At 64.8% G+C, this 21953-nt stretch carries 19 protein-coding genes; 10 read left to right on the top strand and 9 right to left on the bottom strand.

The window, feature by feature from the left end; all coding sequences use genetic code 11:
* Positions 1 to 3 precede the first annotated feature (3 nt).
* Positions 4 to 375 carry a Rieske (2Fe-2S) protein gene (locus A3OO_RS0106610; RefSeq protein WP_018407047.1) on the bottom strand — a complete coding sequence of 124 codons (372 nt, stop codon included), beginning with the start codon at positions 373 to 375 and terminating at the stop codon, positions 4 to 6.
* A gap of 164 nt (positions 376 to 539) precedes the next feature.
* On the opposite strand from A3OO_RS0106610, the gene A3OO_RS0106605 reads away from it, so the two are divergent.
* From A3OO_RS0106605 to A3OO_RS0106595, 3 genes are read left to right on the top strand one after another with little or no spacing between them, the layout of a single operon-like run.
* Positions 540 to 830 carry a helix-turn-helix domain-containing protein gene (locus tag A3OO_RS0106605; RefSeq protein ID WP_018407046.1) on the top strand — a complete coding sequence of 97 codons (291 nt, stop codon included), beginning with the start codon at positions 540 to 542 and terminating at the stop codon, positions 828 to 830.
* Between the two features lie 22 nt (positions 831 to 852).
* The gene (shc, locus tag A3OO_RS0106600) at positions 853 to 2826 is read left to right on the top strand and encodes a squalene--hopene cyclase (RefSeq protein WP_018407045.1); all 1974 of its coding nucleotides are present in this window, start codon (positions 853 to 855) and stop codon (positions 2824 to 2826) included.
* A gap of 45 nt (positions 2827 to 2871) precedes the next feature.
* On the top strand, positions 2872 to 3603 hold the full coding sequence (locus A3OO_RS0106595) for a phosphorylase family protein (RefSeq protein ID WP_018407044.1): 732 nt from the start codon (positions 2872 to 2874) through the stop codon (positions 3601 to 3603).
* Here A3OO_RS0106595 and hpnH read toward each other — a convergent pair.
* Positions 3544 to 4695, bottom strand: coding sequence for an adenosyl-hopene transferase HpnH (gene hpnH / locus A3OO_RS0106590; RefSeq protein ID WP_018407043.1), 1152 nt, complete (start codon positions 4693 to 4695; stop codon positions 3544 to 3546). The genes A3OO_RS0106595 and hpnH overlap by 60 nt on opposite strands.
* A gap of 327 nt (positions 4696 to 5022) precedes the next feature.
* Between hpnH and A3OO_RS0106585 the strand changes: the two genes are divergently transcribed.
* Positions 5023 to 7230, top strand: a complete 2208-nt coding sequence (locus A3OO_RS0106585; RefSeq protein WP_020561382.1) for a coiled-coil domain-containing protein — start codon at positions 5023 to 5025, stop codon at positions 7228 to 7230.
* On the opposite strand, the gene A3OO_RS0106580 is transcribed toward A3OO_RS0106585, so the two are convergent.
* Together A3OO_RS0106580 and A3OO_RS0106575 are read right to left on the bottom strand one after the other, a co-directional pair.
* The gene (locus A3OO_RS0106580; protein WP_051080386.1) at positions 7227 to 8048 is read right to left on the bottom strand and encodes a hypothetical protein; all 822 of its coding nucleotides are present in this window, start codon (positions 8046 to 8048) and stop codon (positions 7227 to 7229) included. The genes A3OO_RS0106585 and A3OO_RS0106580 overlap by 4 nt on opposite strands.
* A gap of 190 nt (positions 8049 to 8238) precedes the next feature.
* The gene (locus A3OO_RS0106575; RefSeq protein WP_018407041.1) at positions 8239 to 9216 is read right to left on the bottom strand and encodes a hypothetical protein; all 978 of its coding nucleotides are present in this window, start codon (positions 9214 to 9216) and stop codon (positions 8239 to 8241) included.
* A 102-nt stretch (positions 9217 to 9318) separates the two neighbouring features.
* On the opposite strand from A3OO_RS0106575, the gene A3OO_RS0106570 reads away from it, so the two are divergent.
* The 4 genes from A3OO_RS0106570 to A3OO_RS0106550 all read left to right on the top strand — a co-directional run bounded on the left by A3OO_RS0106570 (position 9319) and on the right by A3OO_RS0106550 (position 13558).
* A complete protein-coding gene (locus A3OO_RS0106570; protein WP_026222746.1) occupies positions 9319 to 10248 on the top strand; it encodes a 50S ribosomal protein L11 methyltransferase in 930 nt (309 codons plus the stop codon).
* A 76-nt stretch (positions 10249 to 10324) separates the two neighbouring features.
* A complete protein-coding gene (locus A3OO_RS0106565; protein ID WP_018407038.1) occupies positions 10325 to 12139 on the top strand; it encodes an aminopeptidase P family protein in 1815 nt (604 codons plus the stop codon).
* A 66-nt stretch (positions 12140 to 12205) separates the two neighbouring features.
* The gene (locus tag A3OO_RS0106555) at positions 12206 to 12724 is read left to right on the top strand and encodes a hypothetical protein (RefSeq protein ID WP_051080342.1); all 519 of its coding nucleotides are present in this window, start codon (positions 12206 to 12208) and stop codon (positions 12722 to 12724) included.
* Positions 12725 to 12946: 222 nt separating this feature from the next.
* Entirely contained in the window at positions 12947 to 13558 is a 612-nt protein-coding gene (locus tag A3OO_RS0106550; protein WP_018407035.1) for a phosphatase PAP2 family protein, read from the top strand.
* A 114-nt stretch (positions 13559 to 13672) separates the two neighbouring features.
* Here the strand turns inward: A3OO_RS0106550 and A3OO_RS0106540 are convergent, their stop codons facing one another.
* Both A3OO_RS0106540 and A3OO_RS0106535 read right to left on the bottom strand, forming a co-directional pair.
* Positions 13673 to 14269: a GNAT family N-acetyltransferase gene (locus tag A3OO_RS0106540; RefSeq protein WP_018407034.1), complete on the bottom strand. Its 597-nt coding sequence runs from the start codon at positions 14267 to 14269 to the stop codon at positions 13673 to 13675.
* 244 nt (positions 14270 to 14513) lie between these two features.
* Positions 14514 to 15659: a type III PLP-dependent enzyme gene (locus A3OO_RS0106535; RefSeq protein WP_018407033.1), complete on the bottom strand. Its 1146-nt coding sequence runs from the start codon at positions 15657 to 15659 to the stop codon at positions 14514 to 14516.
* Between the two features lie 651 nt (positions 15660 to 16310).
* Between A3OO_RS0106535 and A3OO_RS0106530 the strand changes: the two genes are divergently transcribed.
* Positions 16311 to 17879: an OpgD/OpgG family glucan biosynthesis protein gene (locus A3OO_RS0106530; RefSeq protein WP_018407032.1), complete on the top strand. Its 1569-nt coding sequence runs from the start codon at positions 16311 to 16313 to the stop codon at positions 17877 to 17879.
* A gap of 3 nt (positions 17880 to 17882) precedes the next feature.
* Here the strand turns inward: A3OO_RS0106530 and A3OO_RS0106525 are convergent, their stop codons facing one another.
* A complete protein-coding gene (locus tag A3OO_RS0106525; protein ID WP_018407031.1) occupies positions 17883 to 18698 on the bottom strand; it encodes a creatininase family protein in 816 nt (271 codons plus the stop codon).
* A 57-nt stretch (positions 18699 to 18755) separates the two neighbouring features.
* Positions 18756 to 19940, bottom strand: coding sequence for a hypothetical protein (locus A3OO_RS0106520; protein ID WP_018407030.1), 1185 nt, complete (start codon positions 19938 to 19940; stop codon positions 18756 to 18758).
* A 167-nt stretch (positions 19941 to 20107) separates the two neighbouring features.
* On the opposite strand from A3OO_RS0106520, the gene A3OO_RS0106515 reads away from it, so the two are divergent.
* On the top strand, positions 20108 to 20578 hold the full coding sequence (locus A3OO_RS0106515) for a DUF411 domain-containing protein (protein WP_026222744.1): 471 nt from the start codon (positions 20108 to 20110) through the stop codon (positions 20576 to 20578).
* Here A3OO_RS0106515 and A3OO_RS0106510 read toward each other — a convergent pair.
* Entirely contained in the window at positions 20506 to 21882 is a 1377-nt protein-coding gene (locus A3OO_RS0106510; RefSeq protein ID WP_018407028.1) for a BaiN/RdsA family NAD(P)/FAD-dependent oxidoreductase, read from the bottom strand. The genes A3OO_RS0106515 and A3OO_RS0106510 overlap by 73 nt on opposite strands.
* Positions 21883 to 21953 lie beyond the last annotated feature (71 nt).

Genomic DNA, 21953 nt, shown 5'->3' with positions numbered 1-21953 from the left:
CTTTCATTCTTCGGCGAGCAGCACGCCGGTGAGGCAGACGTCGCCCTCGTCGACGACGAGTTTGATCGGCGTCAGCCGTTGGCCCTGACAGGGGCCGATGAAGCAGTGGCCGGTGTCGATGTCGAACTGCGCATGATGCCTGCCGCATTCGAGGAAATTGCCTTCCTCGTCCATGAACTGGCCAGGATTGACGTCGAGCCGCTCGCCTTCATGCGGGCAGGCGTTCTCGAAGCCATAGAAGTTGTTGCCCTTGCGCGTAATCAGGATCGGATAGGGGGCGGCGTCGCCGCTCGCCTCGGCGCGCATCAGGACGAATCCCGTGGCCTCGGAGTCCTCGATCTCGTCTGTCCGACAAATCACATAGAGTTCGTCCATCGGCTCACCTTTCGGACAAAGTCGCACGCCGCACCGGCGCCAGGCGCCCTCACCCGCCCCTGTAGCAATCGATGAGCCAGACGCGGCTTGACGATATAGTCATTTCACTATAGCTCACGCTGATCGGCGCGAAATGGGCGTCAACCACATTTCCCGAACCCGAAATGACCGAAGACTCTCCCGCCGCCAAGGCGGCGCCCGACGACCACCTCCTCAAGGCGCAGCTCGTTCGCAAGATCGAAGCGCTGCTCAAGGAGCGCGGGTTGAAGCAGGTGCAAGCCGCGAAACTCTTCGGCGTGAAGCAGCCGGACGTGTCGAAGCTGCTGCACGGCGATTTCCGGCAGTTTTCGCTGGAACGGCTCATGCGATTTCTCGTCGCCTTGGGGCAGGACGTCGAGATCGTCGTGAAGCCGCATCATGAGACGGCCAAATCCGCGACGCTGAGCATCGCGTGACCGCACATACAAAGGAATTGTAATGAACGTCGCCGCGCGTATTGACGCTAATTTCGCCGCCGTTTCCACCGAGGCGCTGGAGACGAGCATTCAAAACGCCAAGCGCGCGCTTCTGTCGCTCGGCAAAGGCGATGGACATTTCTGCTTCGAGCTCGAAGCCGACACCAGCCTTTCGGCTGAATATGTGCTGATGCGCCATTTCCGCGCCGAGCCAGTCGACGCCGAACTCGAGCGCAAGATCGCGGTTTATCTGCGCCGCTGTCAGGGCGATCACGGCGGCTGGCCGCTCTATCAAGACGGGCCTTTCCACATCAGCTCCAGCGTGAAAGCCTATTTCGCGCTCAAGATGATCGGCGACGATGTCGATGCGCCGCATATGGCGCGCGCGCGCGCGGCGATCCTCGCCTATGGCGGCGCCGCCAAGAGCAATGTGTTTACGCGCGCGCTGCTGGCGCTTTACGGCGAAATTCCATGGCGCGGCGTGCCGGTGATGCCGGTCGAAATCATGCTGCTGCCGAAGTGGTTCCCCTTCCACCTCGACAAGATTTCCTATTGGGGCCGCACCGTTCTCGTGCCGATGCTGGTGCTGATGACGAAAAAGCCCCGGGCCAAGAACCCGAGGAACATTCACATCGCCGAACTCTTCACGACGCCGCCGGAAGAGGTGAAGGTGTGGCCGAAGGGCGAACACCAGACCTGGCCTTGGGCGAATATTTTCGGAAAGATCGACAAGCTTCTGCGTCTGATCGAGCCGCATATGCCCAACGGCCCGCGCGAGCGCGCGATCGAACTTGCCATGAACTGGACGACCGAGCGCCTCAACGGCGTCGACGGACTGGGCGGCATCTTTCCGTCCATGGTCAACAGCCTGCTGATGTATGACGTGCTCGGCGTGCCGGACGCCGACGAGCGTAAGAAACAGGCGCGTGAGGCGATCGAACGGCTGCTCGTCGTGCAGGACGCGGAAACCTATTGCCAGCCCTGCGTTTCGCCGGTGTGGGACACCTGTCTGACCGCCCACACGCTGCTTGAGACGGGCGACGAAGACGCGCGCGAACAGGCGCGCCAGGCCTGCGAATGGCTCGCGCCCTTGCAGGTGCTCGACGTCAAGGGCGACTGGGCGGCGCAGCGGCCCGACCTTCGGCCCGGCGGCTGGGCGTTTCAATACGCCAACGCCTATTACCCGGACGTCGACGACACGGCCGTCGTCGTGACGGCGATGGATCGCCTCACGGCGAATGACGCGTCGCGTCCCTATGACGAACGCATCGCCCGCGCCAAGGAATGGATCATCGGCATGCAGTCGAAGAACGGCGGCTGGGGCGCCTTCGACGCCGACAACACATGCCATTATCTGAATCATATTCCCTTCGCCGATCACGGCGCGCTGCTCGATCCGCCGACGGCGGACGTTTCGGCGCGCTGCGTGTCCATGCTGGCGCAGCTCGGCGATACGATCGACTCGAGCGAATGTCTCAAGCGCGGCGTCGATTATCTGCTCAAAGAACAGGAAAAGGACGGCAGTTGGTTCGGCCGCTGGGGCGCGAATTACATTTACGGGACTTGGTCGACGCTGTGCGCGCTCAACGCCGTCGGCCTGCCGCATGACCATGACGCTTACCGTCGCGCCGTCGCCTGGCTTGTGGCGATCCAGAACGAAGATGGCGGCTGGGGCGAAGACCTCGCGAGCTACAAGCTCGACTACAAGGGCTATGAAAAATCCCCCTCGACGGCCTCGCAAACCGCCTGGGCGCTGCTCGGGCTGATGGCGGCGGGCGACGTCGACCATCCGGCGGTCGCGCGGGGTATCGCCTATCTGCAATCGACGCAGAACGACGCCGGCCTATGGAATGAGGCGCGATTTACCGCGACGGGTTTTCCGCGCGTCTTCTATCTGCGCTATCATGGCTATGGAAAATTTTTCCCGCTCTGGGCGCTCGCGCGCTATCGCAATATGAGGCGCGCCAACAGCAAGCGCGTGCAGGTCGGGCTCTAAAAACATTCTTTCAATGACGCTGATACGGCCTCGGCCGGAGGAGCCATGGCGCGCGCGACTGGCCGTAGAAAAACCGCCGAACTGAGCGCCCTCGCGCCGATTCTCGTCATCGTCGGCATGAAGCGCGAGGCCGCCTGCGCCGCCGGCGAAGGCGTCACGACGCTGTGCAGCGGCGCGAATGTCGGGCGCCTGCGGCAAGCGCTCGATGCGCTTGGCGGAACTGATTTTTCCGCCGTCGTCAGCTTCGGACTCGCGGGCGGACTGGATTACGCGCTGCGGCCGGGCCATGTCGTCGTGGCCGACGCCATCGTCGGCGGCGACGCGCGGCGCGACACCCATCCGCGTCTCTCGTCAGTGCTGATGAAAGGCGCCGCGGCCGCCGGCTGCAAGGTTACGCCGGGGCCCATCATCGGCGTTGACCAGCCAGCGATGAACCCGGGCGCCAAGGCGGCGCTGCGCGAAGGCGCGCAAGCTGTCGCGGTCGACATGGAATCGCATCTTGCCGAAGAATTCGCGCGGCGGCGCGACATTCCTTTCGTCGCGCTGCGCGCGATCAGCGATCCGGCGGCGCGCGCGCTGCCGCCGCTCGTCGCCAAAGCGCTGACGCCTGAAGGCGACATTCACGCCCTCGGCGTCGCCCGCGAACTGATCCGCGGGCCGCATCAACTTGGCGGCATGATTCGGGCGGGCCTCGACTCCCGCGCCGCCTTCGTCTCGCTAAGCCGCTGTGGACCGTTGCTCGGCCCGCTGCTGCGCCTCGTGCTCGCGGATCTCTGAAAGCCTGGCGATATTTTCGTCATAGACATATTCGGCCGGGCGCTGATTCTCCAGCGAGACGTCAGGCGCCATCGGCCCCTCGGTGCGCACCCCAAAGAGCGCGACGGCGGCCGCCCGCCAGGGCCGGCGAACCGAATCGGCGACGGCGGTCGCCTCAAAGCCGGAGTGCACCATGCAGTCGGCGCATTTCTCGTAATTGCCGACGCCGTAGGCGTCCCAGTCGGTCTCCTCCATCAGCTGCTTGAACGTCGGCACATAGCCTTCGCCGAGCAGATAGCAGGGACGCTGCCAGCCAAACACCGTGCGCAGCGGCATCCCCCAGGGGGTGCAGCGATAGCTCACATTGCCGGCCAGGAAATTCATGAACAGCGTCGACTGGGTGAGTCCCCAGGCTTTCCCGCCCCGGCCGCGACGCAGAATGGCGCGGAACAATTCCTTGGTGCGGGTGCGATTGAGGAAGTGAGTCTGATCCGGCGCCCGCTCATAAGCGTAACCCGGGGAAAGCGTCATCCCGTCGACGCCGAGCGCCGTCGTCGCGTCGAGGAATTTCGCGACGCGCTCCGGATCGGCGTCGGAAAAGAAGGTGCTGTTGGTGGTGACGCGGAAGCCCTTGGACTTGGCGAGTTTGAGCGCCTCGACGGCGCGCTCATAGACCCCGTCCTGGCAGACCGCGCGGTCGTGCATCTCCTTGTCGCCATCGAGATGGATCGACCAGGTGAAATAGGGGCTCGGCTTGAAGTGGTCGATTTTTTTGGCGAGCAGCAGAGCATTGGTGCAGACGATCGCGAATTTACGCCGCGCGACGATGCCTTCGACAATCTCCGGCAAATCCTTGTGCAAAAGCGGCTCGCCGCCGGCGACCACCACCACCGGCGCGCCACATTCGTCCACCGAGCGCAGCGCGTCCTCGACCGAAAGCCGCTTGTTGAGGATATGATCGGGGTAATCGATCTTGCCGCAGCCGGCGCAGGCCAGATTGCAGCGGAACAGCGGCTCCATCATGAGCACGAGCGGATAACGCCGCACGCCCGTGAGGTGCTGCTTGACGAGATACGCGCCGATTTTTGCGATATAGCGGAACGGAATGGCCACGGCTGACCCCTTGATGACTTGACGGGTTCAAGGCCCGTCAGCGCGAGTCGCGGCCGAACGGCCCAGCCGCAGACAATAATCTCGCCGTCTAGCACGAATCGTTCAGGAAGGGGAAGCGGGGCGCCGCGCCGCACCAACCCAGGTCCGATAAGCGGCGCGCATCCGCCGGGAGCGCCGCCGACACGCTGCGCCGCAGCGGCGGTCCGCCCTTGCGCCGAGGCGCAAATCCGTCTCAATTCGCCGTCAACGTCACCAACCCGACATTGCTTTTTCTAAGGGAGCGGACATGCGCAGCCGGCTGGTTCCAGCGTCGAGAGCGTCCGCGCGATGACCGTCTCTGCGCAGCAGGCGCGCGTCGTCGACGCCTCGGCCCCGCAGCGGCGCTTCGGTCTTTTCGACGCTCTGATTTCGCCGCTGTCGCGCCTGTGGAGCGGCGATCTCAACCTCGGCCGTGTCGGAATGGCCGCCGCCCTGCCCGTTCTGGGCTGGGTCTTCTACACAACCTCGTCCGGCATGATCGACATCATGCAGCGAGAGCCCGGAGACGTGATCGGGATCGCGGGCACGCTGATCGCGACGACCGCCGTCCTCACCATGCTCGCTGCGACATCCTGGTCGCTCGGCGTCGATCTGGCGGCGCTGATCGCGCGGCGGCGCATGGCCCGCGAACGCATGATCATCAAGACCGGCGTGACGGCGCTGGTCTTCGCCTTCGTCTTCTCGATCTCCGCCTTTTTTTCATTCACCTACTACTACAACAACATCTTCAAGCTCTCCTCCCGCAAGATCGTCGCCGAGCTGCAGCCGATGGAGCTTGCGACGGAAGTTCTGCTGCCGGCGACGAAAGACATCGCCGCCGCTTACGAAGCGGCCTCGGCGCGCATCGCCGCGACGCCCAGCTACAAGGCCTATCTCGATTCGATCGACGGCCTTATAAACACCGCGCGCCAGGCCGGGCCGGCCCTGCGCGACGCCATTCGTAAGCGGCAGGAGGCGCAGCAGGCGGTCATCGCGCAGGCCGCGAGCCAGGCCGCGCTGGAAATGGAAAGCGCGCAAGCGGCGACGCGTCAGCTCGAGGATGCGCGACGCGACATCGAAGCGCTTGAGCGCAGCATCGCCGAGCTCGACGTCATCATTAAAGCGAAGCAGGACGAGATGACGTCGATGGCCGCCGCCGCGCGTCAGGAAGAACAGCTCGCCGTCGACGCCGCGCACGGACTCGATGGGCTGGGCGCGACCTGCGGTCCCAATTGCCGCGCGCATCAGGAGAAGGCGGCCGAAGCGATGCGACGCGTGTCGGCGCTCAGGCAGACGCTCGCGGGCCCCGCGAACGAACGCGCCAACGCGGTGAAGCGGCGCGACGCGCTCAACGCTCAGACGATCACGCTAAAGCAGAAGGCCGAGACCGCGAGCGCCGCTTCCGGCAAGCCGATGCCGAAGGGCGAAGCCGCGCTCGATCTTGACGCGACGTTGCGCGATCTCGCCGCGCTGCGCGACCAGCTGCGCCTCGAGCCGACATGGCGCGCCGTGCGCGAAGCGAAGCCCCTATGCGAACCGATTCTCGCGGCGGCTCGGCAATCCAATGCGCTGCCGGGAAGCGTGCCGCCCGACTTCACCTGCGAACCGCAGGGGGAGGCGCGCGATCTGCTCTCGGCGCGCGACGACACGATCGCCGCGCGCGCGGCCTTTGATAAAAAATGCGGGCTGGAAGCCGGGCTGCGCGACGAACTCTCAGCGATTGTCGCCAAGATCCGCTCGGCGCCGGCGTCTGACAGGGGCGCCGCGGCAAACGGCTTCAACGACGCCAAAACCCTCGTCGACGCCTGCGTCGTCTCCGGCAAGGCGGCTGGGCTGACAGACGACGAGGTGCGCGAGCTTTTGAAAAAAAGCGACGCCTATCTGCGCACGCACAGTTCCGAGCGCAATAAATTCGAACTGGCGCGCGAAGCCTTCTGGAGCTTCACCCCCGATTCGACGATGGCGATCGGCGTCGCGATGGCGCAGGACGCCTTTCTGTTCATCATGAAATTCCTGTCGGAGATTTTCAAACGCGGCTATGAGGCGCGCGAGCGGCGTCAGTTCGCAGCGCCGATCGATCTTTCCGACGACGAGGAGCAGCCCGTCGACATCCGTGCGATGAAAGCAGTGCTACGCGCGGCGCGGCCGGTTCACGGCGACATGAGCGAGATCGACCCTGACGCCGAAGCAATGTCGGCGCTGCCGCCCAATGTGCGCGACAATATCATGGCCATCCTCAATCGACTCGTGCGCGACGAAATCGCTCACGTCGACCGCAAAGGCGCCTATCTCGTCGACAATATCACCGTCGGGCAGATTGAGGCGCGGCTGTTCGCGGCGCTGAAGCCGCGCTCCGCCCGCGCCTTGCATTACGCTGCCGACGGCGTCATCGCCAGCGGCCCCCGCGCCTATTACGCGGACGCCGCCGCCGCGAACCTGCCACGGCGGCGCTCCGGCGCGCTCGAACGCTATCTGATCGCTGAACCGAGTCCGATGGACAGGCGTGCGCCCGGTTAGGCGGCGACGGGAGTTGCGCGCGCTGCCGCGCGTAGCGACGGAAGGTAGCGCAGGCAAAGACCCTGCGGCGCGTGAAGCAGACCGGAAACGACGCTGATCTCGCGCCAGCGGGGATAGCTCGACGGCAAAAACTGCAGCGCGAGGCCGACGGCTCCGAGAAACTCGGTTTCGCTCGCAAAATCGTCGGCGCCAAAGGTCAGCGTCGCGTCTTTGCCCGTTTCGGCGCCCCGCGCCAGAAATTCGAGCGTTGGCGTCGCCCAATGGGTCGCTTTCAGCGCATCTTCGAGCGCGCTCCAAACGTCCCGCGGATCGATGAAGCGAACGAGGTAACGCGCCGGCGCGGCGTTGTAGCGCGTCGCCTCGTCTTCGGTCACCAGATCCGGTAGCGCGTCGAGCTCGGAGTCCGCCATGGCGAGCAGCGCCGCCGGATGTTGGCGCCAGTCCGCCGCGCTCACGCTCCATACGGCGCTCTGCTGATAGAGGCGTCCATGGCCGCTTTCGCCGTCTTCGGGCCGGAAGCGGGCGCGCAGAAAAATCGCGCGCCGAGAATTGGGCTCCGGGGCGACCCGCGCGATGAAGGAGCCGCGTCGTCGAGACGCAGGATCGACAAGATCGGGCTCGAAGCGGCGAAGCGCCATCAGACGCGGCGGCGAAAGCAGCCGGTCGTCGGCCGGCTGCAGATTGCAACTGCGCAAGGTCACGCCATAGCCCGCGGTCGCCGGCACGCGCAGCGTCGCGCCAAAAGCGAGCTTCCCATAATGCAGCCTTTCGAGAGAGATCTCGGCCGTTTCGTCGCCATTCGGCGCAGCTATGCGCATCGCGCGTCCTTTCGCGCGGGAAATCCGCGCGATCACCCTATGCGCAGAGCCTTAAGCAAGAATTGACGAAAATTCGCTTTAGAGCAGGTCCCGAAAAAGTTGAGAGACTTTTTCGATGAGGACCTGCTCCAATATTTTGATTTGAGCGATTCCTTATCGATCACATGATTCCATGTGACCGGAATGCGCTTCAGGCGATCTCCTCGATGCGCGCGTCGAGCTGCGCATAGGAGAAGGTGAAGGCGCTGTCGAGGCCAAGCGCGGCGTATAGAAACGGCTCGGCGGTGAGAAACGGCCGCCAATATTCATTATAGGCGCGGGCGCCTTCGAGGCCCGCGCGACGAAACCGGCGCTCGCCAGGCTGATGCGGATCGATGTTGGGATTCTGAAAGCGCTTGACGAAGCCATAGGCCGAGCAGACCGTGAAGCGCACCGATGCGCCGCCGTTCGGCGCCTCCAGAGCCCGCAGCCGATCCAGCCATTGTGCCGCGCGCAGCGATTTGCGCAAGGCGTGCAGCGCCACCGCCGGATCGCAGGCATAGGTGAAGGCGCTCGGCCCGAGGCGCGCGAACAAGCGCTCATATTGAGAGAAAACGACGACGAGCCGCTTGAGCTTTTTCTCAGGCGCCAGCGCCAATCGGTCGATGAGGCGCGCGAGATTGCCCGACCAGCCGGAATCCTCGAGCCGCACCAGCGGCAGCACGATCACGATCGCGTCCGCCTCAAGCATCTGCCTGGCGAGCTTGGCTTTGACGTCATTGAGAATGGCGACTTCGGCGCCGTCCGGCGGCACGGCGATCTCCCCCGCCGAGTCGATGATCTCCAGGAGCCAGGGACCCCGGAGCACCGCCGCCGGCGGGGCTTCTCCGTTGACCGTCAGGCGGAAGCGATATTCGTAGGTGTCGAGCGTGTCGGTGGCGAGGCCGCCCTCGGCGAATTCGCGCCGCAGCCGCTCATAGTCGCCCTGTTCGACCGACAGCAGATTGGCTTTCTTCGGCTCAGCGCTCTCGGCGAAATATTCCGCCTCGGTGATGGGCTGCAGCGCGGGGCGCAGGCGCGGCGAATAGCCAAAGGCGCTTTGCGCGACGCAGTCGACGAGCGAGGCGAGCAGCGACGACTTGCCGCCCTTCTTGGGGCCGATCAGACAAATCGAAAGTCTTTCGGTCATTCACGCCTTCAACTCGTTGGAACCAGCCTCTAGCGCGACAATACAGGCGGCTGGCGCCCAGCGAAAGGTGACGCGCGCGCCCCGGCCGTGGTAAGCGCGCGCATGCTTGAAGGCCTTCCCCCCAATAACGCCAGCCACATGCTGCGCCTCGATTGCGACGAAAAACGCGCCCGCGCCGTCGCCGACCTCATCGTCGAAACCTTCGAGCCGACACAGACCGCCGCCGCCGCCTTCGAGGTGGATGACGGCCCCCAATGGTCCGTCGAGGTCTATTTCGCGACCGCGCCCGACGAAGGGCAGATCCTTGCCCTGATCGAGGCCGCCGCCGACGCCGAAACGGCGCGGGCGGCGCGCTTTTCGACAATCGCCGAGCAGGACTGGGTGGAGAACGCTCTTGCCGGATTGGCCCCCGTCCGCGCCGGCCGCGTGCTGGTGCATGGCGCTCATGATCGGAGCCGGCGGCGCGCGAACGACATCGGCGTCGAGATCGAGGCGGCGCTCGCTTTCGGCACCGGCCATCACGGCACGACGCTGGGTTGCCTTAGAGCGCTCGAGAGAACCGCCAAGCGCCGGCGCCCACGCCGCATTCTTGATGTCGGAACCGGCACCGGCGTTCTGGCGATCGCCGCCGCGCGGCTCTTTCACCAGCGCGTCGCCTGCGGCGATATCGATCCCGTCGCCGTGGCGACAGCCTCGGCCAACGCCCGCGCCAATGGCGCCGGGGCCGATGTTCGCCCGGTCGTCGCGACCGGGCTCCGCCACGCGTCGCTGCAAGGCCAATACGATCTGATCTTCGCCAACATCCTGGCGAAGCCTCTGCGCCTGCTTGCGCCGGAGATCGCCGGCGCCGCGACGGCTGACGCGGAGCTGGTGCTTTCGGGACTGCTGGCGCGCGACGTGCGCGGCGTGCTCGACGCCTACCGCGCCCAGGGCTTTTTCCTGGCCGAGCGGGGCGACATCGACGGCTGGGCGACTCTGGTGTTGAGGCGCGGCGGGGCGTCCTGCTCACCCTCCCTGCCCTTTCCCCTTTAAAGCGGGAGAGGGATGGGGTGGGGAAAGGCGCGCGCAAAGCATTGCCCTGTGGCAGGCGCGCGACTAGCTTTGCTCCATGTTCGAAGCAAAATTCCAGACATTCGTCGACGACGCCATGCGCGGCGACAGTGCGGCGCGCCTCACGGCGCTGCGCACTGAGCTGAAACGGCAAGGACTCGACGGCTTTCTCGTTCCGCGCGCCGACGTCCATCAAAACGAATATGTGCCCAAATGCGCGGAGCGCCTCGCCTGGCTGACAGGCTTCACCGGTTCGGCCGGCTTCGCCGTCGTGCTGGAGAAAGAGGCCGCGCTCTTCGTCGATGGCCGCTATGTCATTCAGGTGCGCGGCGAGATCGACGCGAAGCTCTTCAAGCCGCTCGACATCGCCGAAACGACGCCCGCCGTCTGGCTCGGCGGACAGGCGCGCGAAGGCGCGCGCATCGGTTATGACCCCTGGGTGCACACCAGCGCGCAGATCGAACGCTTCGGGAAAATTCTCGCGGAAAAGAAGATCGAACTCGTTCCGCTCGACGCCAATCCGATCGATGCGCTTTGGATTGACCGGCCGGCCGAGCCGATAGGCGCGGTGGCGATTCATCCGGCGCGTTACGCCGGCGAGAGCGCCGGCGCGAAGATCAAGAAGCTGCGCGCCGCGCTGAAAGATGCGGACGCGGCGTTGATGTCCGATCCGCATGCGATCTGCTGGGCGTTCAACATTCGCGGCGCCGATGTGGCGCATACGCCGATCGCGCTGTGCTTCGCGCTGCTGCCGAAGGACGGCGCGCCTGCGCTCTATGTCGACGAGGCGAAGCTCGCGCCGAAGGTGCGCGCGGCGCTTGAAAAATTTCTGACGCTGAAGACGCCTGAAAGCCTCATCGAGGATCTCGTGCAGTTCGGCAAGAGCGGCGCGAGCATTCTCTTTGATTCCGCGACGGCGCCGGCGAAACTCGTCGAAACCTTGCGCGCGGCCGGCGGCAAGCCGCGTCTCGCCGACGATCCGGCGACGCTGCCGAAAGCGATCAAGAATGAAAGGGAGCTTGAGGGCGCACGCGAAGCTCATATCCGCGACGGCGCGGCGCTGACGCGATTCCTCGCCTGGTTCTCCGAAGCCGCGCCGAAGGGCGGATTGACGGAAATCTCCGCGGCGGAAGCGCTCGAAACCTTCCGCCGCGAGAACGGCGACCTGCGCGACATCTCCTTTCCGACGATCTCGGCGTTCGGCGAACATGCGGCGATCCCGCATTATCGGGTGACGGAAACGAGCAATCTCAAGATCGGTCGCGGCGTCTATCTCGTCGATTCCGGCGCGCAATATCTCGACGGCACGACCGACGTGACGCGCACCGTGGTCGTCGGCCCGGCGTCGAAACAATTGCGCGAACATTTCACGCGCGTGCTCAAAGGCCACATCGCCATCGCCCGCGCCGTCTTTCCCAAGGGCGTCTCGGGCGCGCAATTGGATGCTTTCGCACGCCGCGCGCTGTGGGAGGCAGGGCTCGACTTCGATCATGGGACGGGCCACGGCGTCGGCGCTTACCTCTCGGTGCATGAAGGGCCGCAGCGCATCTCGAAGCTCGGGACGACGCCCCTGCAGCCGGGCATGATCCTCTCGAACGAGCCCGGCTACTACCGCGCCGGCGAATATGGAATCAGGCTCGAAAATCTCGTCATCGTCGAAAGGCGCGAGATCAAAGGCGCGGAACGTCAGATGTATGGTTTCGAGACCATCACGCTTGCGCCTTTCGATTTGAATTGCGTCGAACCAAAATTGCTGTCGCCGGAAGAAATCATCTGGCTCAACGCCTATCACGCCCGGGTGCGCAAAATCCTATCGCCGCTTGTGGACGCAAAGACACGCAAATGGCTGCGAGAGGCGACGACGTCGATATGATGAATCTCGAAACGGATGACGTTGATCTGTTGATCCTCAGACTCCGCTCGCTCGGAGGAAAATGTCATGAGCGCTGGCGCAGAATCGACTCGGAACGAACCCATCGCGGCATTGGCCGGCGAGGCCTTCGCTAAAGCCGTCACGACGCTGGCTCGCGGACGCATGCTGACGCCCTTCGGCGTGGCGCGGTCCGACGACGGCGTCGCCCAGCCGCAACAATTCGTCGTGAGCGAGGCAGGCAAGATCGATGTCGCCGAAAGCGTCGAGGCCGCGCTGCAATGGCTGGAGGACGAGGCGCCAAACGCCGACGTCTGCCTGATTATCCTCGACGGGTATTTCAGCAGTGATGACGGCCGCATCGACGCGGTGGTCGGCCGCGCTCTGTCGCTGAAGCGACAGTTGATGGTCGAGATCGCGCTGCCTTACGAGAGCGCCGAAGACGAGGAAGGTCTCGAGTTTTCAGACCCGCAATATCGCTTTTCCGGCGTCGCCGAAGACGGCGTGGAGATCGAAACGGTCGACGTCGACGCCGACGCTTTCGACGCGGTGTTTCGCAGCGCGTTCGCGAAACACGCGCCGGCCTAGAGCAGGTTCCGAAAACGTTGACAGACTTTTTCGGGAGAGAACCTGCTCGGACGTTTTGATTTTGAGCGATTCCTTATCGATCACATGATTCCATGTGATCGGGAGGCGCTCTTGCTGCGTCATCAAATCATCACATAAACGTCACGCAACCTCTACCCCAACGTCACCGAAACGCAGCCTCCGCGTCGCGAAACCGAAGCGTGCGTCGCGTAGCGTTGCGTCATGGCGTTCACATCGGACCAGCTGGCGAAGCTGACGCGAGACGCGTCATCAGAGCCGCAAGCAGACATCGGCGTCGCCGCCACTTGGGGCCAACGTCTCCTCGACCTTGATCTCGCGGCGGTTCATCTTTTCTCACGAACGGCGCGCTCCGCGATCGGCAGATTCCTCGCCGTCGCGATCAGCAAGCTCGGCAATGGTTGGATCTATCTGATCCTCGCGCCCATCGTCCTCGTCGGCCTCGGTTGGCATGGGCTGCATGTCGCGGCGCTGGCGGGATTGAACGCCGCGCTGCTGCATATGCTCTATCCGATCATCAAGCGTCGCTTCGGCCGCAGGCGTCCGTTCCATGTCGACGCGCGGCTGCCGTCGCTGTTGAAGACGCTCGACGATCACTCCTTCCCCAGCGGCCACGCCATGACGCTCACCGGCGTGCTCGCGCCCATCGTCATCGCCTGGCCGGCGACGACGCTATCGGCCGGCCTTCTTCTGCTGTCGATGGCCTGGTCGCGAATCGCGACGGCGCACCACTATCCGAGCGACGTCGCGGCCGGCGTCGCGCTCGGCGCCGGCCTCTCCTACCCGCTCGCGCGCGGCATTCTCGCCTATTGGTGAGCGTCGAGCAGGTTCCGAAAAAGTTGACAGACTTTTTCGATGAGAACCTGCTCCAACATTCCTTATTTGAGCGATTCCTTATCGATCACATGTTCCATGTGATCGGGAAGCGCTCTAAGCCGCCTGCGGCAGGGTGATGGCAGGCGCGGCGGCGGGAACGACGCGTCCGCGCGCGGCCGATAGCGCGCCGTCGACAAGCTCCACTCCGAGAAAGCGCGCGCGCTCGACCGGGCCCGGCATCGTCAGCCGCTCGGTGAATCGCCGCTCGAAACCGAAGCGCGCATAATAAGGGGCGTCGCCGACGAGCAGCACGGCGCGATGGCCGAAGTCGGCCGCGCGCACGAGCGACTCGCGAATCAACGCGCCGCCGACGCCGAGCGAACGCGAACGCGCCGCGACGGCGAGCGGACCCAGCAGCAGCGCCGCACGCCCGCCGGCGAGAACCGGCCAAAGCCGCAGCGTGCCGATGAGCGCGCCGACGCCGTCGGTCGCGACCAGCGCGAGGCCCGGCGCCGGCGCCGATCCGTCGCGCAGCCGCTGGCAGGTCTTCAAGAACCGCACGGGACCGAAGGCGTCGTCGAGCAAAGCTTCGCGCGCGGCAAGGTCGCTCGGCGCTTCATCGCGAATCTCGAACGGCGCAAGGTCGACAAGCGCTGCCGGCGCGACGCGCGACGCGTGGACGTGATTGGGGGATGCAAGTTCAAAGGCCATCTTTTCCTCCCTTAAGAAGGACAAGCGACCCTCGCGCCTGGCGCATGACGCGCCCGCCGAACGGGACTGACAGTAGTGTGAGGCGAATCCTTCTCCCGCTTGCGGGAGAAGGATTGAGGGCCCTCACCCGTCACGCGTTCCGCGTGACACCCTCTCCCGAACTGAAGTCGGCTGTCGCCGACTTCAGCGCTATCTGTGCAAACCGGGAACACCCGGTTTGCAGCGGGAGTGGGTGAGCGCCGGCTCAGATCACATGCGTCTCGAGCGGCGGGAAGCCGTTGAAGCCCACGGCGGAATAGGTCGTCGTATAGGCCCCGGTTCCTTCGATCAGCACTTTCGCGCCGATCTCGAGCGAGATCGGCAGCTGATAGGGCTGCTTCTCGTAGAGCACGTCGACGCTGTCGCAGCTTGGACCCGCGACGACGCAGGGACTCGTCGGCGCGCCGTCCGCCGGCGTGCGGATCGGATAGCGGATCATCTCGTCGGTCGTCTCGGCGAGGCCGTTGAACTTGCCGATGTCGAGATAGACCCAGCGAATCTCGCTGTCCTCCTCCGACTTCTTCGAGATCAGCACGACTTCCGCTTCGATCAGCCCGGCGTTGCCAACCATGCCGCGGCCTGGCTCGATGATCGTCTCCGGAATGCGGTTGCCGAAATGCTTCGACAGCGCGCGGAAGATCGCGGCGCCATATTGCTTCACCGCCGGCACGTTCTTGAGATATTTCGTCGGGAAGCCGCCGCCGAGATTGACCATCTGCAGATTGATTCCGCGCTCCGCGAGTTCGCGGAAGATCTCCGACGCCGACTTCAGCGCGGCGTCCCACATGCGCGGATTGGTCTGCTGCGAGCCGACATGGAAGGAAACGCCATAGGCGTTGAGCCCGAGGCGATGCGCATGTTCGAGCACGCCCGTCGCCATCTCGGGGACGCAGCCGAACTTGCGCGACAAAGGCCATTCGGCGCCCGAGCCGTCGCAAAGAATGCGGCAGAACACTTTGGAGCCGGGCGCGACGCGCGCGATCTTTTCGACTTCCGCCTCGCAGTCGACCGCAAAGAGCCGCACGCCGAGCGCATAGGCGCGCGCGACGTCACGCTCCTTCTTGATCGTATTGCCGAAGCTGATGCGATCCGGCGTCGCGCCGGCGGCGAGGACCTGCTCGATCTCGACGACGGACGCCGTGTCGAAGCACGAGCCGAGCGAGGCGAGGAGCGAGAGCACTTCCGGCGCCGGATTGGCTTTCACGGCATAGAAGACGCGCGTATCCGGCAACGCCTTGGCGAAGCCGACATAGTTTTCGCGCACGACGTCGAGATCGACGACGAGGCAAGGTCCGTTGTCGCGCCCATTGCGTCGGCGCTCGGCGAGGAAATCGAGAATACGGTCGGTCATTGTGGCCCCCTTGCGCGGCGAACCGCGCCCAGATCGTTGAGCGTCAACGGACACGCCGCTCCGTTCGCCCGCGCGCGATGGAGACGCGACGAACGTTGGGTTTAGCTGTCCAAGGCCACGCGAGCGCAAGCGCTCACACGGCTGGTTGATGCGCCGTTGACTGGACCGATGCGAAATGATGCACGCCTGAGCGCGCACGCTTCCGCGGGTACAGCCATCGATTGGAAGGGGAGAATCCCGATCCGCACGCCCGGCAAGAAAGACAAGCCTCTTCGGTACGCCGACCTTTGGAGGGTCGACAGAGACGAAAAAGCCCGGTCCGTCGTTGCTTTAAGTCGCGATCCTCCGCAGAGACGGAGTTCGCCGGTTCGCCTCCGGCTGCCGGTTTTACGCTGGCGGTTGACCGGCCTCTTGTCCGGATCCCCGCCTACCGACACACGACCACAGGCACGTGCGATTTGGGCAAGGACTTAGATACGCGCTTTTGCCGCTGTGACAAGCGGTTTTTGCCCCATGCGATTATTTTTTCAGCGGGTGATGCATCTTGGTCGCGCGAGCCCACGTTGAGCCGCCGGCTTCTTGCGCAAGCGAGACGATGGGGCTAGAGCAGCAGTCAAATAGTGAAGGCAAGACCTTGGTTCGGACGCGGGAATGACGCGAATAACACGGCGCCAATTCGCCGGGGCGCTCTCTGCAATAGGCGCGCAATTTGCCCTCAAAGTCCCGGCGCTGGCGGCCTCAGACGTTCCCAAGCCGCGGTTCGGCTTTGAGAACGTCGTGCAGCGGGCGCACGACCTGGCGCTGGCGCCCTTCGACGCTGTGGTTCCGCCGCGTCTGCCGGATCCCTTCGACGCTTTGGACTTCGACACATGGCGAGGGATTCGCTTCAAGCGCGAGCATGATATTTTTGCGGGCGCGGACGGCGGCTTCCGGCTAGAGACGTTCCATCTCGGCTTTCTCTATCGTCGCCCGATGACGGTGAATATGATCCGCGACGGCATCGCGACGCCGATTCCCTATTCGCCGGCGCTCTTCGACTATGGTCGCCTCAAGGTCGAAAAGGCTCCCCCGGTCAACACCGGCTTCGCCGGCTTTCGCCTGCATTTCCCGGTCAACGAGCCTCATGTTCACGACGAGGTGATCTCCTTCCTCGGCGCGAGCTATTTCCGCTTTCTCGGCCGCGATCAGAAATATGGGCTTTCCGCGCGAGCGCTTTGCGTCGAGACCGGCTCCGAGCATGAGAGCTTTCCGTTCTTCCGCGAATTCTGGATCGAAACGCCGGAGAAGGGCAGCAATCACGCGACGCTCTATGCGCTGCTCGACGGCGAGGCTGCGACAGGAGCCTTCAGATTCGATCTCTTCGCTGGACAGGAGAGCGCGCTCGAAATCCAGGCGACGCTTTTTCCGCGGCGTGCGGGGATGAAGCTTGGCCTCGCGCCGCTCACGTCGATGTATCTGACCGGCGAAAACGACCGGGATGTGCGCGACGGCTTTCGCACGGAATTGCACGATTCCGACGGGCTCTTGATCCGCACCGGCGCCGGCGAATGGCTGTGGCGTCCGCTCACCAATCCGCCGCGAACGCGGATCTCGTCCTTTCTCGACAACAACAATCGCGGCTTTGGGCTGCTGCAGCGCGACAGAACGTTCGAATCCTATCAGGATCTTGATCTCGCCTATGAAAACCGCCCGAGCTATTTCGTCGAGCCTATCGGCGACTGGGGCGAAGGCCGCGTCGAACTGCTCGAACTGCCGACGCGTGACGAAACCAACGACAATATCGTCGCGAGCTGGACGCCGGCAAAGTCGCCTGAGCCCGGCGCGCCCTTCGTTTACGCCTATCGTATCACCGCCGGGCTCGACATGCCGCAGCTCGCGCCCAACGGCATGGTCGTCAACACCTTCGAGGCGCCGGCGCGGGCGCTTGGCTCGGCCGAACCTCTTGATCCCGACGCACATCGTTTCATCGTCGATTTCGCCGGCGGCGATCTCGCCTATTACGTGGTCGATCCGGGTCAGGTCGAAGCGGTGGCGACAACGAACGCCGGGCGCGTGTTGCGCGCCAGCGTCGTGGCCAACGCGCATATCGGCGGACTGCGGGCGCTCTTCGACGTTTCGGTGCAACCGGGCCAGACCGCCGATCTTCGGCTGTTTTTACGCGCGCACGGGCGGACGCTGACCGAGACCTGGACCTATCCGTGGACAGCCCCGGCGGCGTAACGCTCAGTCGTCCATGCTCTTGAGCCGCGTGGGGTCGAACGCCTCGACGTCGCGCAACAATTCAACGAAAGCCGTCGCCCAATAATCCGCCACCGCTTCGCCTTTCTCGGCGCTGGCTTTGGACGCGTCGCCCATGGCGCCCGCAGGCGAGAGGTCCTGCGCCATCCAGCCGAACCCCGCGGGGCGGTCGGCGCGCAACCAGGCGAAATCGCGCTCGAAGTCGAGCGTCGCCGGCGGGAAGTTCTTGGCGCGCGCCATGTCGACGAGTTCCGGCCGGAAAGCGAGCATGAGCGACGTTTCGATTTCGCCGCCATGAATCCCGTGGCGCAGCTCCCCCGCAGAGAACAGTCCATCCGGATAGCCGAAACGCGCCCAGGAGACGATGACCGCCAGCGCGCCGAAACGGGCGCGCAGATCAAGCGCCGCCTGCGAAATGAGCGCGGAATTGCCGCCATGCGAATTGAGAATCACCAGCTTTCTCACGCCGGTGCGCAGGACGCCCTCTGCGATCTCGAGGAGGACGCGCGACGCGGTCTCATTCGTCAGCGTCAGCGTGCCGGGGAAGTCGCGATGCTCGGTCGACACGCCGACGCTCTGGATCGGCAGAAAAACCGCTTCGAGGTCTTCGGGCAAGCGCGCCGCGACACGCTCGACGCATCCCTCCATGATCATCGCGTCGACGCCAAGCGGCAGATGCGGCCCGTGCTGCTCCACCGCAGCGATCGGCAGAACGGCGATGACGCGCGACATGTCATGCGCGCGCATGTCGCGCATCGAGAGCTCGGACCAGAAGGGCGACTGGAGCATGGCGCGCAGCATATGCGTCTTGCCTCCCGAGGGGAATGCGGCGCGCCCAACGGAACGCCTTAATGTTCGTCAGAGTCCCGTCAGTTTCATGAAGAGCTTTTGAGCCATCTCGGCGACAGGATATTTGAACAAGAAGAGTGGCGGCATCGGCAGCAGCGCAGCGGCGAGAATGATCGCCAGCAGGCGAATGCTGACAGGCGCCAGGCGCATATTTCGCACAACGCCGACGCTATTGCCGAGATCGGCAAGCGATTGCAGGTCCGGCGTCCCCAGCAAAGGCTCTCGGTCAGGAGACGCTTCACCAAACCATTTGCGCTCGAAATCCTCGACGTATCGCGCGGCAAGCACAGTGTAGTCGCGCAGTCCCCGTTCTCTGCATTCCATTAGCTTGAAGGCGAAGAAACAGGGCGGACCGAGAAACAGCACGATGTCGATGATCACAATGATGGCCGTCGCCAGATAGATCGGGTCAAACGACGCGCCGGCCGACATTTCTTCGGCGAAACCGGCGGCGACAAGCAGAGAGATGGCGAACGCCAGAGGCGCCAGATGGGTTTGGACGACTTCGAGATATCCGAGGCCCCCAACCCCGTCGGGATGCGTCGGCGTCAGGTGAAGCTCCATTCGAGCCAAGCGCCACAGGAATCGCCACCAGATCGCGAGCCGCCAAACCCAGCGAAACGCCAGAAAGCGAAAGAGCGGCAGACAGACCATCCAGTACCACAAGCCCGCAAGCGGCATGAGGGCCAAGGCTCGGCCTGATTCGGGCGACGCGGTCTTTCCAGACAGATGAAGCTGCGCCGCGAAAAGAAACATCAGCACTGTCGCCGCGAGCGAGGTCGCATCCGGAATCCAGGAATTGCTCCAGCGGGCGAGGCTTCGAACTTCAGCCTGTAAGGCTGGTAGAGTAGTTCTCGACGCCACGCCGGAACGCAGAAGGGTCGAGAGAAACTCCCTCGCTTGCCGATCAAACGTGGTTTCGCAAAAGAACAGCAGCGGAATGACCGCCAGCAACCGAATGTGCCCGCCGATGACCGAGAGCGTAAAGAACTTTCCGCGATCGCCTTCAAGCGCCGCCAAGGCGACGAGGACGATCCAGGGGACCAGCCCGAGGGCGATCCCCAGGGGGAGCGTATTCGGCCCCGGACGGACGAGGCCGAGTCGCCTTCCCAGCCTCTGAAGGGGGCCGCCAAGAAGCGAGAATTCGCTGAGCAGGTCGTCGGCGTTTTGCGGGCTGGCGGCGGATTGGCTCATGCACCCCTTCCGATGGTAAGCGCTGGGTTCGTTCGGGCGACGTCTTGCCGCTTTTGCCGGCGACAACGACATACTACCGCAAGCGACTTCGCGCGAATGCCGTTCCGACGATGCGCCCGCCTTCCGAACGGGCGCGCATGGAGCGCGCGAGACAAGGACCGACGCTCATGGCGAATAACCCCTTCACCCGACGCGAGACGCTGCGGCTCGCCGCCGTCGCGGCGCTTATCCCCGGATGGGCGCGCGCCGAAGGCGCGACGAAGGTCGTGATGCATAAGAGCCCGACCTGCGGATGCTGCGGCGCGTGGAGCGCGCGCATGCGCCAGGCCGGCTATGTCGTCGAGGAGATCGTCGAAGCCGATATGCCATCGGTGAAGAAGCGCCTCGGCGTGCCTGAGCCGCTGTCCTCCTGCCACACGGCCGAGATCGACGGCTACATCGTCGAGGGCCATGTTCCCCCGCAGGCGGTCGCGCGGCTCTTGAAGGAGCGGCCGAAAGCCGTCGGCCTCGCCGCCCCCGGCATGCCGGCCGGATCGCCGGGCATGGAGGGCGGCGCAGCGGAGGTCTACAGGCTGTATTTGTTCGACGCTTCCGGATCGCGCCCATTTGGCGACTGGCGGGGCGATAAGCCCGTCTGATCGGGCGCGGACGGCGCGATCGATTGATCCTGCGAAAGGCCGAGATAGCGGGCGGCGCCGCGGCCGGCCGCCAGTCCGGTGGCGAAGGCCGCCTGCAACAGGTAGCCGCCGGTCGGCGCGTCATAGTCGAGCATCTCGCCGGCGACAAAAACGCCCGGCAGCTTCTTGAGCATCAAATTTTCGTCGAGCTCGTCGAAGGAGACGCCGCCGGCGGTCGAGATGGCGCGCTCAAGACCGCCGACGCCCGTGACGGTGAGCGGCGCATTCTTGATGAGCCCGGCGAGCGTTTCCGCATCGCGCGGCAGGCCCTCCCCGCGCCCCTCGCGCAAGAGCCCGATCTCGACTTTCGAGAACCCGGCCTTGCGCAGAAAATTTGCATGCGACTGTTTCTGCGGGCGACGCGACAGCTTGCGCGTCAGGCATTCGAGGCTGGTGTCGGGCCGCAGATCGATCGACAGCGTCGTCGGGCCGTGTTTTTGCGTGACGTCGCGCAGCTGCGAGGAGAGCGCGTAAACCGGGCCGCCTTCGAGTCCGGCGCGCGTGACGACGACATCGCCGCGCGCCGTAGACGCGCCATGGCGCAGCAACGCCGTCTTGATCGGCTGGCCTTCGAAATCGTCGCGAAAGATCGCGCTCCACTCGATCAGGGCGCCGCTGTTGGCGGCGGCGAGCGGCGTAACGCGCACGCCCTGCGCGCCAAGCCGCGCCGCCCAGGCGCCGTCGGAGCCGAGCCGCGGCCAGGACGCGCCGCCGAGCGCCAGGACCAGGGCGTCGACCTTGCGGGTGAATTCGCCATCCGGGCCGATCAGGCGCAGCGCGCCCGATTCGGCGAAACCCGCGAAGTCATGGCGGGTCACGATCGTGACGCCAAGCCGCGACAGCCGCCGCAGCCAGGCGCGCAGCAGCGGCGAGGCCTTGAAACTTGCCGGAAAAACCCGGCCGCTGGAGCCGACGAAGGTCGTCTCGCCAAGCTCGGCGCAGAAGTCGCGCAGCGCCTGCGGCGTCCAGGCGCGGATGAACGGCGCAATTCTCGCGGCCGCCGCGCCATAGCGGGAGATGAAGCGCTCCAGGCCTTCGCTATGGGTGATGTTGAGCCCGCCCCGCCCCGCCATCAGGAATTTGCGCGCGGGGCTCGCTTTGTGCTCATAGATAACGACGCGCGCGCCGGCGCGCGCGAGCGCATCGGCGGCGAAAAGGCCGGCGGGGCCCGCGCCGATGACGGCGCAGAACGGAGCCTCGGCGTCGCTAATGGAAGAGCCTCCCTTGGGCGGCGTTTTTCGGTGCGCATAATGGCGAAGGTTCACGCCTCCGCTCGCGCCACGCCCGCGTTTCGGTGGCTCTCATATCATGTGCGCGTCGGCGCGCGGAAAAAAAG

This window comes from Methylocystis rosea SV97, from assembly GCF_000372845.1.
GTDB lineage: Bacteria > Pseudomonadota > Alphaproteobacteria > Rhizobiales > Beijerinckiaceae > Methylocystis > Methylocystis rosea.
Note: the sequence above shows the minus strand (reverse complement) of the source record. Positions and strands in the feature narration are given on the sequence as shown.

What these genes read in the sequence shown, in the direction of transcription:
- A3OO_RS0106585 (WP_020561382.1), top strand. Translation starts at nt 5,023, where the DNA reads ATGACCGTCTCTGCGCAGCAGGCGCGCGTCGTCGACGCCTCGGCCCCG.
- shc (WP_018407045.1), top strand. Translation starts at nt 853, where the DNA reads ATGAACGTCGCCGCGCGTATTGACGCTAATTTCGCCGCCGTTTCCACC.
- A3OO_RS0106540 (WP_018407034.1), bottom strand. Translation starts at nt 14,269, where the DNA reads ATGGCCTTTGAACTTGCATCCCCCAATCACGTCCACGCGTCGCGCGTC.
- A3OO_RS0106530 (WP_018407032.1), top strand. Translation starts at nt 16,311, where the DNA reads ATGACGCGAATAACACGGCGCCAATTCGCCGGGGCGCTCTCTGCAATA.
- A3OO_RS0106605 (WP_018407046.1), top strand. Translation starts at nt 540, where the DNA reads ATGACCGAAGACTCTCCCGCCGCCAAGGCGGCGCCCGACGACCACCTC.
- A3OO_RS0106525 (WP_018407031.1), bottom strand. Translation starts at nt 18,698, where the DNA reads ATGCTGCGCGCCATGCTCCAGTCGCCCTTCTGGTCCGAGCTCTCGATG.
- A3OO_RS0106550 (WP_018407035.1), top strand. Translation starts at nt 12,947, where the DNA reads ATGGCGTTCACATCGGACCAGCTGGCGAAGCTGACGCGAGACGCGTCA.
- A3OO_RS0106520 (WP_018407030.1), bottom strand. Translation starts at nt 19,940, where the DNA reads ATGAGCCAATCCGCCGCCAGCCCGCAAAACGCCGACGACCTGCTCAGC.
- A3OO_RS0106575 (WP_018407041.1), bottom strand. Translation starts at nt 9,216, where the DNA reads ATGACCGAAAGACTTTCGATTTGTCTGATCGGCCCCAAGAAGGGCGGC.
- A3OO_RS0106610 (WP_018407047.1), bottom strand. Translation starts at nt 375, where the DNA reads ATGGACGAACTCTATGTGATTTGTCGGACAGACGAGATCGAGGACTCC.
- A3OO_RS0106515 (WP_026222744.1), top strand. Translation starts at nt 20,108, where the DNA reads ATGGCGAATAACCCCTTCACCCGACGCGAGACGCTGCGGCTCGCCGCC.
- A3OO_RS0106565 (WP_018407038.1), top strand. Translation starts at nt 10,325, where the DNA reads ATGTTCGAAGCAAAATTCCAGACATTCGTCGACGACGCCATGCGCGGC.
- A3OO_RS0106595 (WP_018407044.1), top strand. Translation starts at nt 2,872, where the DNA reads ATGGCGCGCGCGACTGGCCGTAGAAAAACCGCCGAACTGAGCGCCCTC.
- A3OO_RS0106555 (WP_051080342.1), top strand. Translation starts at nt 12,206, where the DNA reads ATGAGCGCTGGCGCAGAATCGACTCGGAACGAACCCATCGCGGCATTG.
- A3OO_RS0106580 (WP_051080386.1), bottom strand. Translation starts at nt 8,048, where the DNA reads ATGCGCATAGCTGCGCCGAATGGCGACGAAACGGCCGAGATCTCTCTC.
- A3OO_RS0106535 (WP_018407033.1), bottom strand. Translation starts at nt 15,659, where the DNA reads ATGACCGACCGTATTCTCGATTTCCTCGCCGAGCGCCGACGCAATGGG.
- A3OO_RS0106570 (WP_026222746.1), top strand. Translation starts at nt 9,319, where the DNA reads ATGCTTGAAGGCCTTCCCCCCAATAACGCCAGCCACATGCTGCGCCTC.